Raw genomic sequence first — 18,815 nt, 5'->3', positions numbered from 1 at the left:
CTTATTTCATTATAAACATGAATAAAGTCGAAGGTTTATGCTGATCCATCGGTTATCTTGCTTCAAAACAACTGCTGACATCGGAAACGAACAATGCCGGACAAGATTACGGACAATGAGCAATCATCTTCAGGCAAGGCCCCTCTTATCGGCCTGTGGCTGGGTTTGCTGTGGGTTTTGATGGTGCTGTTGGTTCCCGCGCCACAGGGAATGTCCGAGAGTGCCTGGCACTGCATCGGGCTGGCCCTATTGATGGCGACATGGTGGTCCACCGAGGCCATCCCGATCCCGGCAACGTCACTGCTACCCATTATTCTCGCACCAGCCATGGGGATCGGCAGCCTAAAGGAAGTCACTTCTGCTTATGCTGACCCGATTATCTTTCTGTTTCTTGGGGGATTTTTGCTGGGCCTGGCCATGCAGCGCTGGAACCTTCATCGCCGCATTGCGTTGCGCATTCTGATTATCATGGGTTCCGACCCTAAAAAGCAGATTGGTGGCTTCATGCTGGCAACGGGCTTTATCAGCATGTGGGTCTCCAATACGGCAACGGCCATCATGATGCTGCCTATTGGCACCTCCGTCATCGCCCTGCTTTCCACCAGCAACGAAAACGAAGTCCGCCGCTACGCCACGACGCTGCTGTTGGCCATTGCCTATTCAGCCAGTATTGGGGGTGTCGCCACATTGATAGGAACGCCTCCCAACGCACTGCTCGCAGGATATCTATCCAATAATCAGGACATTGATATCGGCTTTGCACAGTGGATGGTCGTCGGTCTGCCGGTATCGATCGCCATGATGGCCATTGCCTGGTGGTGGCTGACCCGACAGGGTTTCGATCTTGGACAGGGGGAGGCTGGCAATGACCTCTTGAAAGAAGAACTTGGCAAACTTGGCAACATGAGCAGCGCCGAGAAGCGCGTCGGCATTGCGTTTCTAATCGCCGCGGCCGCTTGGATTTTACGCCCGGTACTGAACAACCTCGGCCTCGACTGGCTCAGCGATACCACCATTGCCATGGCAGTCGGCGTTGGGCTTTTCCTGATGCCTTCCGGCAACAGCGACAAGGAAAAACTCATGGACTGGGAAAGTTCGGCCTCGCTGCCTTGGGGTGTTTTGCTGCTGTTTGGGGGTGGGCTGGCGCTGGCAGGCATCATTCAGAGCTCAGGGCTGGCTGCATGGATCGCCGAACAGCTTTCGCTGTTCTCCATTTTCCCTCTGATTGGACTAATCGCGATTGTCGTACTGGTCATTATTTTTCTGACCGAGGTGACATCCAACACCGCCACTGCTGCTGCCTTCTTGCCTCTACTGGGGGCGCTTGCCGTTTCACTGGGGCTTTCGCCACTACTTATCACCGTGCCCGCAGCCATTGCTGCAAGCTGCGCCTTCATGATGCCTGTCGCCACGCCCCCCAATGCTATCGTATTTGCGACCGGTCAGATGAAGATTCAATCCATGATTCGTGCCGGACTGTTTCTCAACCTTGCCGGCACTGTCGTCATCACCCTGCTCGTCTACCTGCTGGTTTCCCTGCTCTGGTAAGCATTAAGGTTTCCCGTCAAGCAGCCGTCTGTTAATAGCAGGCGGTTTTTTTATGCCAGCGTTGTTGGCACTGAACACTTGAGAATCAACTTTGGAAAGCTTAAAAATTGATTAATAAAAAATAAAATATTAAGATAAAATTAAATCATTGAGTTTCCGTTCGACCTGAAAAGCTTCTTAAAACATCAGCTTATGTGTATTTAAATCATGCATGTTGCACATTACATTGGTTTAAAAAACCTTGGTGGCGCCGAACTTCTATTTGCAGGCTTGAGCAGCGCCTGGGCTCAGCATGATCTGATCCAAAGTGTTCTGCTTCGCAGTGCCCCTATCCATGATGAAGTCAGCAAGAGACTCCCCGCATCCTTGCTTGCCATCGATTACAAACGCTGGAAAGGATTCAAGCTGCCCACAAGGCCTGCTCTCATAAGACGGATGCATGTTCATCGCGCCATGCGGCCGCTCCCTCGGCCGGATATTGCTCTGAGCTGGTCCAACCTGCGTCACAATCCTATTTTGGCCGGGGGCACCAAACAGCAAGTCCCCTACATTCACTACGAGCATGGCGTTAGCTGGATTCATAAGGTGGATGAGGAAGGGAGACGCTTCTTGAATGCTGCATCCGGTTTCATTTGTGTTTCACATGCCGCCAAACGCGTATTGCAGCTCAAATGGGGAGTCGATAATCAGGCGGTTGCCATCGTACCCAACCCGCTTCGCAATACCCCGAACCCGATACTGGAACAGCGTTTACCGCTTGAGGGACGCCCTCTTAAACTGGCTTTCGCTGGCAGACTCACAGCCATTAAAGGCGTTACTGTTGCGCTTCACACTTTGGCACTTCTACGCCAACAGGGTATTAATGCAGAACTGCATATCGCCGGCAAAGGATCACAGGAGAGCGTCCTGAAGAATCTTTCCGAGAGTCTGGGGATCGCTAAAGCGTGTCATTTCCACGGTTTCGTGAACGATACGCGATACTTTTTCGGCAACATGGACATTGCCCTCTGCCCTTCCATTCGTGAATCATTCGGCATGGCCAGCCTTGAAGCCAGCGCAGCAGGATGCCCGGTCATTGCCAGTCGTGTAGACGGCTTGCCTGAAACCATCAGGGAAAATATCAGTGGCATCACTCTGCCCTGCGAACATGACCCAAGAACCTACTATGGCAGCAATATCATGTCGCAGTTGCCGGAACTGGTTTACGATCCGGAAATGGATCAATTAAGGCCACCTGCTGTCATCGCCCCCCAAAGACTGGCGGATACAATTGGCAATTTGGCAGCCAGCACGCAGCGTTTAAATGACATGCGCCAGCATGCCATTAGCCATGCAGGTCAATTCAATGACTTTCAGCAGTACGGAAATCACTTGCTCGGACAGGTTCGCCACATCATGTCAGCGACCGACAGGCGGTACAGTGGGCACAACACAGCCATGACATCATGAAAGTCACAAGCGCCAGAATTGCATTGAAGGATAGCGTTCCCTCTGGAAGGGTACTGCCTTCACCCCCGGTCGCGTCTTCCGATCAGCTCACGATACAGCTGATATTTCGTGTCAAATATTCCAGATGGCGTCGATCTCTCCCCTGCATCAATGTGCACATTGGCCAGAAAGTTCTGTCGTTTTCGCTGCATCGCCAGCATGAACAGGTCGCTCTGACTTTTCCTCTCAAACCTGAAGAGTTTGAGCTTCCGCTGCGCTTTTCCTTTAAAGGCAATGTTCCTCTGGATGCGTACGCTGACGCTACAGTGGTTTCCCAACCGAAACTTGACGATGGCCCCATCATGATTGTGGCCCCTCATCCAGACGATGCCGAAATCGCCGCAGGAGGCCTCTACAGCGCTCATGCGGCGCAGGCACGGATCGTGACTCTTTCAGCAGGTGAACTACTCCGAAAACTGGACAGGCAATATATTACAAGGCTGGATGATGACCTGACGGCTGCCAGTCAGCGCAAGGGCGACATCAGAAGCTGGAACAGTGCCGTCACCCCCCTTCTTTCAGGCGTTGCCATTGAACATTGCCAGATGCTGGGCGTTCCTGATGGGTATGGCTGGCAAATTATTCATGACGATGCCGTCATTGATCCTGTTTTGCCCATTCAACAAGCCAGGCGACTCAATGCTCTCTCACTGCCCAATGACAATGCAGAGATTCTTGAGCGCGAACACATCATTAATGATCTACAGCATCTGATTGAATACTGGCAGCCTGCCACGATACTGGTGACTGATCCCGAATATGATCCCCACCCGGACCATCTTGCAGCGTCCCTGGCGCTTGCAGAAGCGCTTAAGCGAAGCCATTCCAGGCCAGAGCGCGTTCTGCTCTATGCCAACCATTATCAGGACGCACATTCGCCGGGCCCTGCCTTTCAGCCGGCCTGGACACCTTCTCCAGCACTAAGAAAGCCGCTTTTTCGTGCACCGGCCCCTTATCTTTTTTCTCTTGATGAAAAGGCACAGCGCCACAAGGCGCTTCTGTTGAATGCCATGGACGACCTTTCCCGTCGGGATCGGCCTCGACAGATCAGAAAGAAAAACCGCAGGGAAGGCTTTCATCCAACGTTTGCACCCGACAGGGATCGCTACTTTCAGTGGGCTATCCGTAGTAGCGAATATTTTCAAATGGTGGACGTAGAGGAGTTTATCGAAGGCACCAAAGAATTACTGCCGGACCAATCGCCCGGCAGATATCTCAAGTAAAGAAAAGGAAGCCTTTTATAATCATCGCGTTAGCGATATCGATCAAAAACCCGCCAACCACCGGCACGATAATGAATGCCAGTCGTGAGGGCCCGAACCGTTCGGTGACCGCCTGCATGTTGGCGATGGCTGTGGGGGTCGCTCCCATGGCAAAACCACAGTTACCTGCCACCAGTACAGCGGCATCGTAACCGCCGCCCATGACTCTAAAGGTGACCTGTGTGGTGTAGAAAAAGACCAGAGCGACCTGCACCATCAAAATGACCAGCATTGGAAGTGCCAGGTTGGCGAGATCCCACAACTTGAGGTTCATCAACGCAAGCGCCAGAAACACGGAAAGAGCGACGTTGCCTACCGTATTATTGGCATCGTCATTGACATGATAAAGACGACTGATGCGCAAAACGTTACCGATGATCACGCATGAAAAAAGTACCCAGACGAATGTCGGCAGACTCAATGGCGTATCCTCAAGTAGACCATGAAGAAACGTCCCTGCGACAAGCCCTGCAAAAAGACAGCACAATACACGGATCATGCTGCCAACATCCGTTCGCTGATCCTGCCCGGCAAGATCAGCAACATCTGCCTGATCATCGCTTTCGATGCTCATACCCTTCTTTTGGGCACGTCGAATTAGAAACGATGCGGTCGGCCCACCAATCAGGGAACCAAAGACCAGTCCAAACGTTGCCGCAGCCATTGCCAGCGCCATGGCACTGTCCACACCATAGTTATTGGTGAAGACTTCAGCCCATGCAGCACCGGTTCCATGCCCACCTGACATGGTGATTGAACCGCCTAGAAGCCCCATCACGGGCGACAACCCGAACAGGGTGGCAATCCCTACACCAACAATGTTTTGCAATACCAGCAAGCCCACTACGAGCGCAAAAAAGATCAGCAATTTTGAGCCGCCCGCGCGAATCAGGCCAAAGTTGGCGGAAAGACCGACCGAGGCGAAAAAAACCAGCATGAAGGGTTCCTGAAGACCACCGAAGAAGGTGATTTCGACCCCGAAGGCACGCAGTACTGTAATGCATAAAGTGGCAAGAAGCCCTCCGACCACTGGCACTGGTATATTAAATTCACGCAGAAAGCGGACGTGTTTGACACATTGCTGACCGAGCACCAGCACTACGATGGCAATAAAGAGCGTCGTTATGGGACCAGGCGTCATAATGGTTCCTGTAAGTCATTGATGTCATACACTGTAACGCCTGAAAGGCACGCGAGAGTATAAGCCATTCCGCTTGCCCGACCCCAATTTCATCAGTTTGCTCTGCTATTGCTCTATGCTTTCGCCCGTATGAGACTGGCCTTTTGTACGATCAGGTTTTCAGAAAAAACCCCATAAACCTTTACTCTTCATCGGGCCACTTGCCTTGTCCATACAAAAAAGGATCGCCGCATCAGCGGCGATCCTTTTTCAGAGTCTATCCGTTGTTAACCGACTTAAAACGTTTCCCACTCATCGGTATCGCTGGTCGCCGCAGGGGCTTTATAACTCTGGCTTTTGGCTGACGTTGTCGTCTTGCCTGATGCCACGGGCGCTTTTGAATGCACCACTCCCGTCGATCTGGCTGACTCATGACGCTTCGGATTTTCCATCAGGTGACTGGCCACCGGTGCCGACGCATATTGCCTTCCCCCGCCATTCGCCACTCTGAAAAAGGCCACCTGCTCGCGCAATACCCGGGCGCTCTGCTCCATGGAGCGGCTCGCCGCCGCAGCTTCTTCTACCAGCGCGGCGTTTTGCTGAGTCACGCTATCCATCTGCGAGATGGCCTGGTTGACCTGCTCGATACCCGTGGACTGCTCACGGCTGGCCGCCGCGATCTCGGCCACAATATCGGTCATCTTGTTGATGCTTTCGACAATTCCGCCCAGCGTCTGACCTGAACGCCCTACCAGCTCGGAACCATTGGCGACCTTGGCAACGCTGTCATCAACCAGCGTCTTGATTTCGCGGGCGGCTTCAGCACTACGGCTGGACAGTGTGCGTACTTCACTGGCAACAACGGCAAACCCACGTCCCTGTTCACCGGCACGAGCCGCTTCAACCGCTGCGTTGAGCGCCAGCAGGTTGGTCTGGAAGGCAATCGAATCGATCAGGCCCACGATTTCGGCAATTTTTTGGCTCGAGGTGCTGATTTCGTTCATCGCCAGCGTGGTCTGATTGACCACGTCACTGCCTTCACGAGCCTGCTGACGTACATTGAGCGCCAACTGATTGGCCTGAGCGGCATTATCGGCATTCTGCTTGACGGTGGAGGTCATCTCTTCCATCGACGCGGCCGTTTCCTCGAGGCTGGCAGCCTGCTCCTGAGTACGACGAGACAGGTCATCATTGCCCGAGGCAATCTGACTGGAAGCAGAACCGACCGACTCGGCATTGACCCGGACATCGTTGACCACATGGGCCAGCTGCTTCTGCATGTCCGCCAGGCTGTTTAGCAGGTTGGCGAACTCGTCGCGGCCCTTCACTTCGATATGGTTATTCAGATCGCCCTGAGCGATGGACTCGGACACTTCACCTGCCCGTTTGAGCGGCACCATGATGCCTCTGATAAGAAACCATGCGATGGCACTCATCACTACCAGAGCCAGCACAATTGTCGCCACAATGGTCCAGATGGATTTTGTCGCGCCTGCCACACCATTGTTGTAGGAACGCTCTGACTGCTGGGCATTAATGTCGAGAAGGCTTTCAAGCTCTGCGGAAAGGGTTTCAAAATTATCACGTGTCTGCTGGATCGTAGGCGTGAACTCAAAATTGCCCTGGCTCATGTCACGGGCCACCTGCTGATACAGTGACCAGTAAGTTGCCAGCGATGCCGACATCTTGTCAGCAATGGCTTTCTCTTCCGGCGAGGTGACCTGCGTTGTGCTGTAGGTTTGCCAGAGACGATCCGTCTCGTTTTTATACTGCTGCTCGTAGCTGTTTAAAATATCGGATGCCGTCTGTGGGCTTCTGTCGGCACGCGCCTTGAAAGAGTCGATTCTTGACCAGCTTATATTTTTTCTGATGCTTGAAAGATTCTGCATCGGCAGCACGTTGGTCTTGTAAACGGCTTCCAGATTCTGATTACTGCCCTTCATGCCGAGGATGCCGGCGACACCAATGACCAGCATGATGATGCTCATGACCACCATGGTCGCCACAAGCTTGTATTTCACACTGCGATTAAGGCCGAACATGCTGACCACTCCCTAAATAAAAGTCTCAAGGACGGCCACCGGGCCGCGTGTGACTCATATCGGCTGATCACATGGATTCTGAAGCCATAAACTGCTGCCTCTGAAAGCAAAAGCCGCCCCGATGAGGGGCGGCTTTTATGTGATGATTTGATTTTCACCAGTACTCTAAAACGTTTCCCATTCATCGGTCTCACTGGTCGCCGCTGGCGTCTTGTAACTCTGGCTTTTTACTGGTGTTGCCGGCTTCGCTTTCGAATGCACTGACCCTGTCGACCGGGCTGACTCATGACGCTTCGGCTGTTCCATCAGGTGACTGGCCACCGGTGCCGACGCATATTGCCTTCCCCCGCCATCCGCCACTCTGAAAAAGGCCACCTGCTCGCGCAGTACCCGGGCGCTCTGCTCCATGGAGCGGCTGGCCGCCGCGGCTTCTTCTACCAGCGCGGCGTTTTGCTGGGTCACGCTATCCATCTGCGAGATGGCTTGGTTGACCTGCTCGATACCTGTGGACTGCTCACGGCTGGCCGCTGCGATCTCGGCCACAATATCGGTCATCTTGTTGATGCTTTCGACAATCCCGCCCAGCGTCTGCCCTGAACGCCCTACCAGCTCGGAACCATTGGCGACCTTGGCAACGCTGTCATCAACCAGCGTCTTGATTTCGCGGGCGGCTTCAGCACTACGGCTGGACAGGGTGCGTACTTCACTGGCAACAACGGCAAACCCACGTCCCTGTTCACCGGCACGAGCCGCTTCAACCGCTGCGTTGAGCGCCAGAAGATTGGTCTGGAAGGCGATCGAATCGATCAGGCCCACGATTTCGGCAATTTTCTGGCTCGAGGTGCTGATTTCATTCATCGCCAGTGTGGTCTGATTGACCACGTCACTGCCTTCACGAGCCTGCTGACGTACATTGAGTGCCAGCTGATTGGCCTGAGCGGCATTATCGGCATTCTGCTTGACGGTGGAGGTCATCTCTTCCATCGACGCGGCCGTTTCCTCGAGGCTGGCAGCCTGCTCCTGAGTCCGACGGGACAGGTCATCATTGCCCGAGGCAATCTGACTGGAAGCAGAACCGACCGACTCGGCATTGACCCGGACATCGTTGACCACATGAGCCAGCTGCTTCTGCATGGCGGCAAGGCTATTCAACAGGCTGGCGAACTCGTCGCGGCCCTTCACTTCGATGTGGTTATTCAGGTCGCCCTGAGCGATGGACTCGGACACTTCACCCGCCCGTTTGAGCGGCACCATGATGCCGCGAATCAAAAGCCAGGCAATTCCCGCCATGGCAAGAAACGCACAACCCATGACCGCAAGAATGGCATACAGAGAAACCTCGGAACTTTTACTACTGGTGGCGTAGGCACCTGCCGCTTCTTTTACATTGATGCTCAGAGCACTACTTACACCGTTGGCAGCCGTCTGGAACATCTTGCGAAATTGAGTCATATCCTCTGCAGAGGGGAAAGTACCGCTCGCCATATTGCGCAGGAATTGATCATAATTTTGCCAGTAGGCTGCCAATGCTGGCGTTGTATTGGCTTCAAGCGCCTGCTCTTCCGGAGAGTCCAGAAATCTGCTCGTATAGCTTTGCCAAAGCTGGTCGACCTTGTCGCGATGTTCATTGCCATAGCTTGATAGCAACTGCTGGGCCGTCCCGGGATTTTCATCAATCTGCACCCGCATGAAATCGACGCGCGAGTCGTAAAGCGCTCCTCTCACATCGGCCAGTACCTGCATGGGTACGACATTTGTGCCATAGACTGACTCAAGATTACGATCCGATGACTGCATTCCAAGGATACCGGCAAGGCCAATGACCAGCATGATGAATGCTGTCACAACAACATTGCCGATCAATTTGTATCTGACGCTACGATTCAGGCCCAGCATGATAGGATTCTCCAGAGAAGTGAAAAGGTGCCTCAGGTTCTTTCGTTCCTATCGACCTTATGCAGCGCTCTCTTGATAAGCTTCCTTAATATTAAAATTAATTCAAATTATAGCTCTGATAGTTTTCGCCTTATCAAAGTAATGGATCGACGCTGTCAATAACTCAAACAGATGATGCGATGCTCTCGGGCCTGCATGCCTGAACACCAGTACCATCATGCCTTCTTCATCCACGTCAAAAAGATGGACACCATAAAATGAGCAGCCTTCACGCACTAAGGGGCATGACCCTGCACTTTAATGATGATCCAGGAACAAGCGATGAGCCTTTGGAAGGCAGTGTGGAATTTCATCAGGATGGTTTGGTCCTGATTCAGGAAGGACGCATACTGGAGAGTGGCCCAGCGCAGGTGCTGCTGGAGCACCTGCCGGAAGGTACCCCCATCGAGCACTGGCCGGATCAACTGATCATGCCGGGCTTTATCGATCCCCACCTTCATTACAGCCAGCTCGATATCATGGCCTCCTACGGTCGTCAGCTGCTCGACTGGCTCAACACCTACACGTTTCCGGAAGAGTGTCGTTTCGTTGATCGCGCCTATGCTGACGAGATCGCCCAGGCCTTCATGGAGCAGCTGCTGGCCAATGGTGTCACCACGGCACTTGCCTTTTGCACCAGCCACCCCAACTCTGTCGACGCCCTTTTCAGTGCCGCTTTCGAGCGGAACATGCGTATGCTGGGCGGCAAGGTCATGATGGACCGCAATGCTCCAGCGGCGCTGTGTGATACACCCGAGAGCGGTATCCGTGATAGCCGCCGATTAATCGAGCAGTGGCATGACCGTGGTCGTCTCGAGTACGCGATCACCCCCCGCTTTGCACCCACCTCGACGCCGCAACAGCTGGCCGCCACCGGTGAGCTGTTGAGCGACTATCCTGGCATGGTGATGCAGACTCATCTGTCCGAAAACCGACAGGAAGTGGAGTGGGTTAAATCACTTTTCCCAGAAGCCCGTGACTATCTGGATGTCTATTCGCGCTATCAACTGGTACGTCCGCGGGCAATTTTCGCTCATGGCATTTACATCGATGATGATGTCCGCCAGCGGCTTGCCGATGACGGCGGCGCCATCGCCTTTTGCCCGAGCTCGAATCTGTTTCTGGGCAGTGGCCTGTTTGATTGGCACCGGGCACGCGAGCAGGAAGTGCGCGTCGGGATTGCCAGTGATATTGGCGCCGGCACCAGCTTTAGCCCTTTTCAGACCCTTCAGGATGCCTACAAGGTCGGTCAGCTCTCAGGTCAACCCCTGACACCATGGCAGGCTTTTTATGCCCATACACTGGGTAACGCCCGTGTGCTTGACATTGATCAACACATTGGCCGTCTGACGCCCGGAATGGAAGCAGACATCACCATCATCAACCCGCGCGCGACACCCATGCTGGCACGCAAGGATCGATACGACCCCACCCTGATGGAGAAGCTTTTCAACCTGATGATTCTGGGTGATGAGCGCTGCATCAGTGCCACCTACGTCATGGGCAAGAAGCTTTATGATGCCGCCTCCTGTTGATCTTCAGCGGTTACAATGACCGCCCTCCTTTCCACTACCGGCGTCCGAGCGCCACGAATGCCCCCGCGGAACACATTGAATGCATGACAATGAGTTGATCTTTCGACACAGCGATCGACCGCCGTTTCATACGGCTTTTCTGGTCGCCTTTCAGCATGTATTGGCCTGCTTTGTCGCCATTATTGCGCCTACCATTATTGTCACCGGTGCGCTGGGATTACAAAATGAAGCGCCCTACCTGATCAGTCTGGCACTGTTGGTTTCCGGCATCAGTACGCTGATCCAGACTCAGCGTCTCGGGCCTCTGGGATCGGGACTGCTGTGTGTACAGGGCACCAGCTTTTCGTTTGTTGCCGCGCTCATCTCGGCCGGCCTGATTGCCCGGGAGCGCGGCGCCTCCGACCACGAAGTACTGGGTGTGCTGTTTGGTATCTGCATGGCCGGCAGTCTGATCGAGATGGCATTGGGCAGCGTGCTGCATCATCTCAAACGCATTATTACCCCGACAGTTACCGGCGTGGTGGTCACCCTGATCGGGCTGAGCCTGATCAGCGTTGGCGTGACGGATATCGCCGGTGGCCATGGTGCCGAGAATCCGGGCGACCCCATGAATCTATTGCTCGCTGTGATCGTGATAGGCGTCGTGCTGATCTGTCAGCTCAGTCGTCATCCCATGCTGCGGGTAGGATCCGTTTTTGTTGGCCTTCTGGCCGGCTGCATTGCCGCGGCGCTTTTGGGCCGGCTGGATCTGAGTGGCGTGGCACAGGCGCCACTGTTCCAGTTTCCGCAGCCGTTGCGTTACGGACTAGGCTTCGATGTGGCGGCCTTTATTCCGGTTGCGTTCATCTTTGCCATCACGGCCATCGAGACCGTGGGTGACCTGACCGGCTCATCACGCGCATCGCATTTGCCCACCAGCGGGCCGGAATATCAAAAGCGTATCCGCGGTGGCGTTCTGGGCGACAGTTTCAACTCCCTGCTCGCCGGCATTCTCAACACATTCCCCAATACCACCTTCAGCCAGAACACCGGAATCATCCACCTGACCGGGGTAGCCAGTCGTCATATCGGTCTGTTCGTCGGCGGTATTTTGATCGTTCTGGGTTTGATACCCGCCATGGGTGCCGTGCTTCAATCCATCCCACAGCCCGTTCTGGGTGCGGCAACGACATTGATGTTCGGCTTGATCGCGGTTTCCGGTATCCGAATGCTTGCCGAACAGCGCATGACCCGCAAACGGGTCATGATCATCGCGCTGTCTCTCGGTGCCGGCCTGGGCGTCGAGCTGGTGCCGCAGGTACTTTCAGGACTTCCGGAGCTGATACAAAGTGTGCTTTCTTCCTCGATTACCACAGGGGGACTGCTGGCCATTTTGATGCACCTGATTCTGCCCGAGCATCAGGTGACGGAAGAGGACGCGGTATCTGACGCGGCTCAACAGGGTGCAGACACCCCGTAAACCATTCCCCAGTCACCTTCAGCGCCTTCCGGATACCCGGTTATCGTGACAGCTCCGGCTGTCACGATGAACGCTGTATCCCCAGGGGCTGACCAGCAGAACGATGGTTTCACTGGCGCCACGTGACAGCGTGAATTCGACCGGTATTCGATCAAGCAGCGGGCACTCCACGCCCCGGCTCAGAAAATAGTCACGCACGTGATAGATGAGACGATAGTGCCCCCCGCTGCCATCCTGAAGCAGTGTCTCTTCAAGCTCCCCCCGGGCATTGGTATGAAGCGTCATAATGGGCTCGTCATCGCCATGTGCTTCAAGCGACACCACCATCCCCTCCACGGCAATACCATGGTATTGGTCAAGTACCCGCGTCGTCAGCGTAGCCATGTCTGTCTCCTGAAAACCTGTCTCCCTCTCCCATAGAGCGCCTTGAGGCCGTTCAAAAAACGATAACGCATTATCTCGGTCGCAGGCGTTTTCAGCAGTTTGATAATACTGCGAGACCGGAGACCTGCGGGTAATCACTTTCGTCCAGGCCATCATGGGTGCCTGCAGTGGCAAAAAAAAGGCCGCACCCATAGGTGCGGCCTTCGATGAACAACAGTGTCGCCTAGCTTCGACGATCGTCATCGGATGCAGATGTTGAGCGTCCGGTAGAGGCTTGCGCCGTATTACCCTGCTCTTCTTCCTGCTTTTGACCAATGCCCAGCTTGCGACTGGCCCATTGTGATCCCTGCATGATGAACACGTAGGTCGCCGGCACAAACAGGCTTGCAAGGATCGTAATGGTGATCATGCCACCCACTACAGGTGTACCGATGTGATGTCGGCTTGCTTCGCTGGCACCACTTGCCAACGCCAGTGGCAGCGTACCGCCAATGAAGGCAAGCGATGTCATGACGATCGGACGGAAACGCTGCAGCGCTGCATGCTTGGCGGCCTCCACGATCGATAGCCCTTCACGGGCGCGCTGTTGCTGCGCAAATTCCACGATCAAAATGGCATTTTTTGCAGCAAGTCCCACTACGACCAGCAGGCCGACCTGGAGATAAACGCTGGTATCAAAATGGCGCAACCAGACAGCAAACACCGATCCCAGGAAAGCAAAGGGCACGGCAGCGATGACCGCCAGCGGCAATGTCCAGCTTTCGTACTGAGCCGCCAGAATCAAAAAGACCATGATGATCCCGAAGACAATGGCAATCGTGGCCGCGTTGCCCGCGTTCTCCTGCTGATAGGCCTCACCCGTCCAGCCCATGGAGTATTCGCTGCCCAGTTCCTCCTGCACGATCCGTTGTACGGCATCCATCGCCTGACCGTTACTGTAACCGGGCGCAGCAGCAATCTGGAACTTGGCGGCCGGGTAGACGTTATAGCGATCCAGCGTGGTGGGTGCCTGCTGACGGGTCATCGTCACCAATGTCGAGAGCGGAATACGCTGCCCCTCACCACCACGAACATAGACCTTGTTCAGATCTTCCGGTGACTTGCGGAACTCATCCTCTGACTGCAGATAGACCTGAAAATTACGGCTCTGGCGTGTGAAATAGTTCACAAAGGAGGTACCAAAGGTACTGGAGAGCGTGGTGTTGAGATCACTCAGATTGACACCAAGACTTTGCGCCTTCTGTCGATCCACCTCGATATGATAGGTCGGCACCGTGGTATTAAGCGTGCTGAAGGCCTGTGCAATGGCCGGATCCTTGTTGGCCGCCTGCATGATCTTGAGCGTCGCCTGATAGAGCTCTCCAGGACCCGCGCCACCCAGTGTCTGCAGATAGCCGGTTAGTCCGCCGGTAGGCGACAGCCCGATAATGGGCGGCAGATTGAAAGCCATTGTCTGGCCACCGGAGATACCTGCTCCCTTTTGCATGACCGTACCGATCAACTGATCAGCTGTGATGTCACGCTGCGACCATGGCTTCATGGAGATGAACATGGTGCCCTTGGCGGTATTGGCCGCCCCAGATACCAGGTCGTATCCGGGTATCGAAGTGACATACTCGACGGCATCAATGCTTTCAAGCTGCTTTGAGAGCTTCTGCATGTACTCATCGGTACGCTCGACGGAAGATCCATCCGGCAACGACACGGCTGAAATTACGATGCCCTGATCGGTGGTCGGAATTAGTCCCTGGGGCAGCTGGGAATAGAGCCACCAGGAGAGCACACCACAGCCGATAAACAGCGCCAGAGTGATGATGACATGGCGGATCAAAAATCCGACACAGGCCAGAAAGACATTGGTGACCTTGTCGAACCCCTTGTTGAACCAGACAAAGGGCTTTTTGATCGCGCGCAGCCAGCCGGGTTCGTTGCCATCCTTGTGACGCTTGATGAAGATCGCACTGATGGCTGGAGTAAACGACAGCGCGACCAAGGCTGAAATCCCGACGGAAATCGCAATGGTAATCGCAAACTGTCGATACATCTGACCGGTCATGCCGGAGATAAACGCTACCGGAATAAACACTGCTGCCATGATAAACGAGGTCGCCAGAACCGGTCCGGTAACTTCCTTCATCGCCTTGAAGGCCGCATTCAAGGGTGTGATATCAGGCTCTTCCTCGAGTATGCGTTCGATGTTCTCGATCACCACGATGGCATCGTCCACCACGATCCCGATGGCCAGTATCATCCCGAACAGCGATAGCAGGTTGATCGAGAAGTCCAACAGATACATCCCGCCAAAGGTTCCGACCACCGAAATGGGTACCACGGACATCGCCACCAGTGTCGAGCGCCAGTTCTGCAGGAACACAAAGACAATAATGGCTACCAGTATCAGTGCTTCGATAAAGGTATGCGTAACCGACTCGATGGAGGCATCAATGAAGAGCGTTGTGTCGTAGGGAATGACGTAATCAAGTCCCGCCGGAAAGCGCTTTTTCATGTCAGCAAGCGTGGTTTTAACCTCTTCAGCAACATCCAGTGCGTTGGCACCCGGCTGCTGATAGATCGCGATGGGCGCAATGGGTGCACCATTGACACGCCCGATGACACCATAACTTGAAGACCCCAGCTCAACGCGGGCAACGTCACTGAGCTTCAGCGATGAGCCGTCTTCATTGGTACGCAGGATAATATTGCGAAACTGCTCGGCAGACTCCAGACGACCCTGTGTGGTCACTGTGTAAGTATAGGCGCCCGGATGACGCTGAGGTGCCCCATTGAGCTTACCGGCAGACACCACCGTATTTTGCGCCCGGATGGCGGAGGAGACTTCGGCAGGCGTCAGATCATACTGGGCCAGCTTGTCCGGATTGATCCAGATGCGCATTGCGAAGTCCTGATTGCCCAGTACTTCGGCATTACCCACGCCCGGCAGACGCCTGATTTCATCAAGGATGTTGATGTTGGCGTAGTTATTCAGGAACAGGCGATCGTATTCATTATTGGGCGAGTACAGCGCCAGGAACAACAGGATGCTGCTGGACTGCTGCTCAACGGTGACACCCTGACTCTGCACTTCGCTGGGCAGCTGTGACAGGGCGCGCTGTACCCGGTTATTGACGTCGATGGTGGCCTGGTCCGGGTCGGTTCCGATCCGGAAATAGACCTGCATGCTCATCTGTCCACTGTCGGCGCTGGTGGACGTGATGTAGATCATGTTCTGGACGCCGTTGATTTCCTCGGTAAGCGTGGACGCCACCGTGTCCGACAACGTCTGTGCATCAGCACCGGGAAAGCTTGCGCTCACCGAAACGCTGGGCGGTACAACCTGCGGATACTGCTCGATTGCCAATCCTCTGACCGACATGAACCCGATCAACGTGATGATGATCGAGATGACGGTCGCAAAGATCGGCCGATTGATGAAAAAGCTCGATATATTCATCGACTCGGCTTACCCCTGGTTGTTGCTGCGCTCGTCAGCAGTGGTCTGTTGAGATTCGCCGCTGACGCTGGTGCCCTGTCCCGGAGTCTTGCTGGCACCGTTGGCATCCTTGCCGGAAGGGTCTCCCGGGGTTTCGTCAGTATTGCCATCAAAGGGCTGCGGATCGACTCGATCACCCGCAGAGAGGCTGCCAATGGCACTGACCACGACTCGCTCGCCAGGCTTGAGTCCTTCAGAAACGATCACCCAGCCACGTGACTGTTCACCCATGGTGATAAAGCGACTCTGAACCTTGTTGTCATCGTCAAGCACGTAGACCTGTGGGCCCTTGAGACCTTCGGTAACGGCCACTTCGGGTACGGCCAGCACATGAAAGCGCATCAGGTTTTCAAGCTGGACTCTTACAAACTGACCCGGCAGGAACAGGCCCTGCGGGTTGGCAAAGATGGCTCTGGCCTGAACGGTACTGGTGGATTCATCGACGCGAGAGCCCAGAAAATCCAGATCTCCCTTGAGGGTGGTATCGGTGGTACCACTGTCACCGGCATAAGGGAAATCAAGTGCCACATTGACACCCGGAGCATTTTCCATCTGGCGCTGACGACGCAGGGCAAAGGCATCTTCCTGCGGCAGTGAAAAGCGCACTTCAAGCGGGTCTACGGGCGTGACTTCGGCAAGCTCGGTCTGCATCGGTACATAGTTGCCGACATTGACCTCATTGAGACTGACCTGACCACTGACCGGGGCCGTCACATCGGTATAGTTCAAATTGATCTGGGCACTATCAAGCGCAGCATTGGCCTGAGCGACAGCTGCCTTGGTGGTTTCACGCTTGTTAAGGGCCTGATCGCGCTGCTGCTGACTGATCGAGCCATTCTGGTAGAGTCGCTGGTAGCGCTCGTAGTCACGCTGAGCTTCATTGTAATTGGCTCGGGCGCTTTGCAGGTCGGCGCGGGATTGCTCAACAGCTGCCTTATAGGGTGCCTTTTCAATGGTAAATAAAAGATCCCCCTTCTCCACGACATCACCCGGCTTGTAGTGCTGTGACTCCAGGTAGCCATCCACGCGTGCCACAATATTGACCGACTGGTCGCTGCGCACCATGGCAGGATAGGTCTTGTTCATTTCCAGGTCGAAGGGATCAAGAGTCTGTACCTGCGCCTCTCTGGGTGGTTTTTCCTGCTGCTGGCCACTGCTCTGGCTTTCTTCACTCCCCCCGCATGCCGTGAGCAGCAGGGAAATGACACCCACCAGCCCCCATCCCTGAATCCTTCTGGCAAGATTCTGATTCATTTATTAATTTCCGTCTTTATATAGTGGTCAGCGCACACCTTTGACAAGGTATGGTCAATACAGGCGCCGTTGGATCAAGAAGAATGGAAGCCAGTTTAGATGCATTCCTGTATGTATGTAAATTCACGTTGGACAACATTATGTCTCGATGCTTCCCAACCAGCATGAAGGTCTCCTCTGCTTTTATCAGAAGCGATCGCTGGATGGCGCGCTTTCTGGCCATACTAAACGGCCGCGCCTATAGAAAGTAGCCGCGTTATCCCGCTTTGCCCGATGTCAGGCCCGGAAACAGTGCAATAAAAAAACCCCGCTTGGGCGGGGTTTTTTAGCTCATGCTGATCAACAATTTCAGTCGAGCGGCACGCGCAGTTCAAGACTCTTCATGCCGGCATCGCGCATGCCTTCATGATAGATAACGCGAGAATGATCGACACGAATCTGCTCGTTGTGTTCCTGCGCCCAGCGAATCGCCATATGCTTGAAGCATTGCTCACGATCCTTTTCACTGCCAAGTGTCGCGCTCATTGAACGACCGGCGGGCACGGTAACCCAGCGTAGCGGCAGCGGCGGATTCCAAGTCGCGCGCTTTGTCATGCGATAGCCTACATCCTTGCGCATGCGATGCGCCGGCGTGATGTTGGGATCATCGTAATAGAAGCAGACCGATTCAACGATGGATTCCTTGGCATGCTGAGGGGACATGGCCAGCAGCATCTGACGCAGGCTCTCTTCACTGTTCTTGTCTTCGCCAAAGGAGCGCATGACCAGGAAATGCTCTTCGTCGTGCTCGACCACGTTGACCGGTGTAGCGTCATCACGCACCAGGCCGTTGGTGGCAATTTCCATACGCATGCTTTCGCGGTAGCCACGGGGAGAACTACCGAAGTGGCGGCGGAAAACACGGCTAAAGGCGGCATGATCCTGATAGCCACACTCCAGCGCGACCTCCATGATCGACTTGCGGGTATAGATCAGCAGCATGGCTGCACGGTCGAGACGAATGGCTGCGTGATAATCAGTAGGCGTTACGCCGAAGGATTGCTTGAATTTACGCCTTAGATGCGAGCAGGACAGACCAACCTGCTGGGCAACCAGCGTCATGGGCATCAAGATATTGGTGTGCTCGTGAAGAATGACTTCAGTCGCGGCAACGTCAAATTCTCTGCTATCCATCATCATATCCATTCCCTCGGCAATAACGCTTATATATGGCACGACGCATCTGTGCGTCAGAATCATCAAACTGGAGAGCGCGGCGTTTGCAGCATCGATGTCTTCAGTTCAGTAATCTTTTTTCA

General features: G+C 54.5%; 12 protein-coding genes. 5 read left to right on the top strand and 7 right to left on the bottom strand.

The window, feature by feature from the left end:
* Positions 1-93: 93 nt before the first annotated feature.
* From B9H00_RS16540 to B9H00_RS16530, 3 genes are all read left to right on the top strand, one after another.
* The gene (locus B9H00_RS16540) at positions 94-1,548 is read left to right on the top strand and encodes an SLC13 family permease (RefSeq protein WP_086901585.1); all 1,455 of its coding nucleotides are present in this window, start codon (positions 94-96) and stop codon (positions 1,546-1,548) included.
* A gap of 207 nt (positions 1,549-1,755) precedes the next feature.
* A complete protein-coding gene (locus B9H00_RS16535) occupies positions 1,756-2,997 on the top strand; it encodes a glycosyltransferase family 4 protein (protein ID WP_086901584.1) in 1,242 nt (413 codons plus the stop codon).
* Positions 2,994-4,259 carry a PIG-L deacetylase family protein gene (locus tag B9H00_RS16530; RefSeq protein ID WP_086901583.1) on the top strand — a complete coding sequence of 422 codons (1,266 nt, stop codon included), beginning with the start codon at positions 2,994-2,996 and terminating at the stop codon, positions 4,257-4,259. The genes B9H00_RS16535 and B9H00_RS16530 overlap by 4 nt, the downstream gene beginning before the upstream one ends.
* Here B9H00_RS16530 and gltS read toward each other — a convergent pair.
* From gltS to B9H00_RS17165, 3 genes are all read right to left on the bottom strand, one after another.
* Positions 4,252-5,391, bottom strand: coding sequence for a sodium/glutamate symporter (gene gltS, locus B9H00_RS16525; protein WP_236944310.1), 1,140 nt, complete (start codon positions 5,389-5,391; stop codon positions 4,252-4,254). The two genes, B9H00_RS16530 and gltS, sit on opposite strands and share 8 nt — an antisense overlap.
* A 323-nt stretch (positions 5,392-5,714) precedes the next feature.
* On the bottom strand, positions 5,715-7,460 hold the full coding sequence (locus B9H00_RS17170; protein ID WP_086901581.1) for a methyl-accepting chemotaxis protein: 1,746 nt from the start codon (positions 7,458-7,460) through the stop codon (positions 5,715-5,717).
* A 165-nt stretch (positions 7,461-7,625) separates the two neighbouring features.
* Positions 7,626-9,356: a methyl-accepting chemotaxis protein gene (locus tag B9H00_RS17165; RefSeq protein ID WP_086901580.1), complete on the bottom strand. Its 1,731-nt coding sequence runs from the start codon at positions 9,354-9,356 to the stop codon at positions 7,626-7,628.
* A gap of 257 nt (positions 9,357-9,613) precedes the next feature.
* Here B9H00_RS17165 and guaD point away from each other — a divergent pair, with 257 nt between their 5' ends.
* Positions 9,614-10,930: a guanine deaminase gene (gene guaD, locus B9H00_RS16510; protein WP_086901579.1), complete on the top strand. Its 1,317-nt coding sequence runs from the start codon at positions 9,614-9,616 to the stop codon at positions 10,928-10,930.
* A gap of 79 nt (positions 10,931-11,009) precedes the next feature.
* Complete coding sequence (locus B9H00_RS16505) at positions 11,010-12,389, top strand: uracil-xanthine permease family protein (RefSeq protein ID WP_086901578.1); 1,380 nt, start codon at positions 11,010-11,012, stop codon at positions 12,387-12,389.
* Positions 12,390-12,407: 18 nt separating this feature from the next.
* Here B9H00_RS16505 and B9H00_RS16855 read toward each other — a convergent pair whose 3' ends face one another.
* From B9H00_RS16855 to B9H00_RS16485, 4 genes are all read right to left on the bottom strand, one after another.
* Positions 12,408-12,773, bottom strand: a complete 366-nt coding sequence (locus B9H00_RS16855; RefSeq protein WP_157663244.1) for a hydroxyisourate hydrolase — start codon at positions 12,771-12,773, stop codon at positions 12,408-12,410.
* 223 nt (positions 12,774-12,996) lie between these two features.
* Entirely contained in the window at positions 12,997-16,224 is a 3,228-nt protein-coding gene (locus B9H00_RS16495) for an efflux RND transporter permease subunit (RefSeq protein ID WP_086901576.1), read from the bottom strand.
* A 9-nt stretch (positions 16,225-16,233) separates the two neighbouring features.
* Complete coding sequence (locus B9H00_RS16490) at positions 16,234-17,517, bottom strand: efflux RND transporter periplasmic adaptor subunit (protein ID WP_086901575.1); 1,284 nt, start codon at positions 17,515-17,517, stop codon at positions 16,234-16,236.
* Between the two features lie 348 nt (positions 17,518-17,865).
* On the bottom strand, positions 17,866-18,696 hold the full coding sequence (locus tag B9H00_RS16485; protein ID WP_157663243.1) for an AraC family transcriptional regulator: 831 nt from the start codon (positions 18,694-18,696) through the stop codon (positions 17,866-17,868).
* Positions 18,697-18,815: the final 119 nt, after the last annotated feature.

Origin of the sequence: Kushneria marisflavi (genome assembly GCF_002157205.1) — a bacterium.
GTDB classification, from domain to species: domain Bacteria; phylum Pseudomonadota; class Gammaproteobacteria; order Pseudomonadales; family Halomonadaceae; genus Kushneria; species Kushneria marisflavi.
Note: the sequence above shows the minus strand (reverse complement) of the source record. Positions and strands in the feature narration are given on the sequence as shown.

Excerpts from the sequence above, each read along its gene's own strand:
- B9H00_RS16540 (WP_086901585.1), top strand. The coding sequence starts at position 94 with ATGCCGGACAAGATTACGGACAATGAGCAATCATCTTCAGGCAAGGCC.
- B9H00_RS16530 (WP_086901583.1), top strand. The coding sequence starts at position 2,994 with ATGAAAGTCACAAGCGCCAGAATTGCATTGAAGGATAGCGTTCCCTCT.
- B9H00_RS16495 (WP_086901576.1), bottom strand. The coding sequence starts at position 16,224 with ATGAATATATCGAGCTTTTTCATCAATCGGCCGATCTTTGCGACCGTC.
- B9H00_RS16855 (WP_157663244.1), bottom strand. The coding sequence starts at position 12,773 with ATGGCTACGCTGACGACGCGGGTACTTGACCAATACCATGGTATTGCC.
- B9H00_RS16535 (WP_086901584.1), top strand. The coding sequence starts at position 1,756 with ATGCATGTTGCACATTACATTGGTTTAAAAAACCTTGGTGGCGCCGAA.
- B9H00_RS16505 (WP_086901578.1), top strand. The coding sequence starts at position 11,010 with ATGCATGACAATGAGTTGATCTTTCGACACAGCGATCGACCGCCGTTT.
- B9H00_RS17170 (WP_086901581.1), bottom strand. The coding sequence starts at position 7,460 with ATGTTCGGCCTTAATCGCAGTGTGAAATACAAGCTTGTGGCGACCATG.
- B9H00_RS16490 (WP_086901575.1), bottom strand. The coding sequence starts at position 17,517 with ATGAATCAGAATCTTGCCAGAAGGATTCAGGGATGGGGGCTGGTGGGT.
- B9H00_RS16485 (WP_157663243.1), bottom strand. The coding sequence starts at position 18,696 with ATGATGATGGATAGCAGAGAATTTGACGTTGCCGCGACTGAAGTCATT.
- B9H00_RS17165 (WP_086901580.1), bottom strand. The coding sequence starts at position 9,356 with ATGCTGGGCCTGAATCGTAGCGTCAGATACAAATTGATCGGCAATGTT.
- guaD (WP_086901579.1), top strand. The coding sequence starts at position 9,614 with ATGAGCAGCCTTCACGCACTAAGGGGCATGACCCTGCACTTTAATGAT.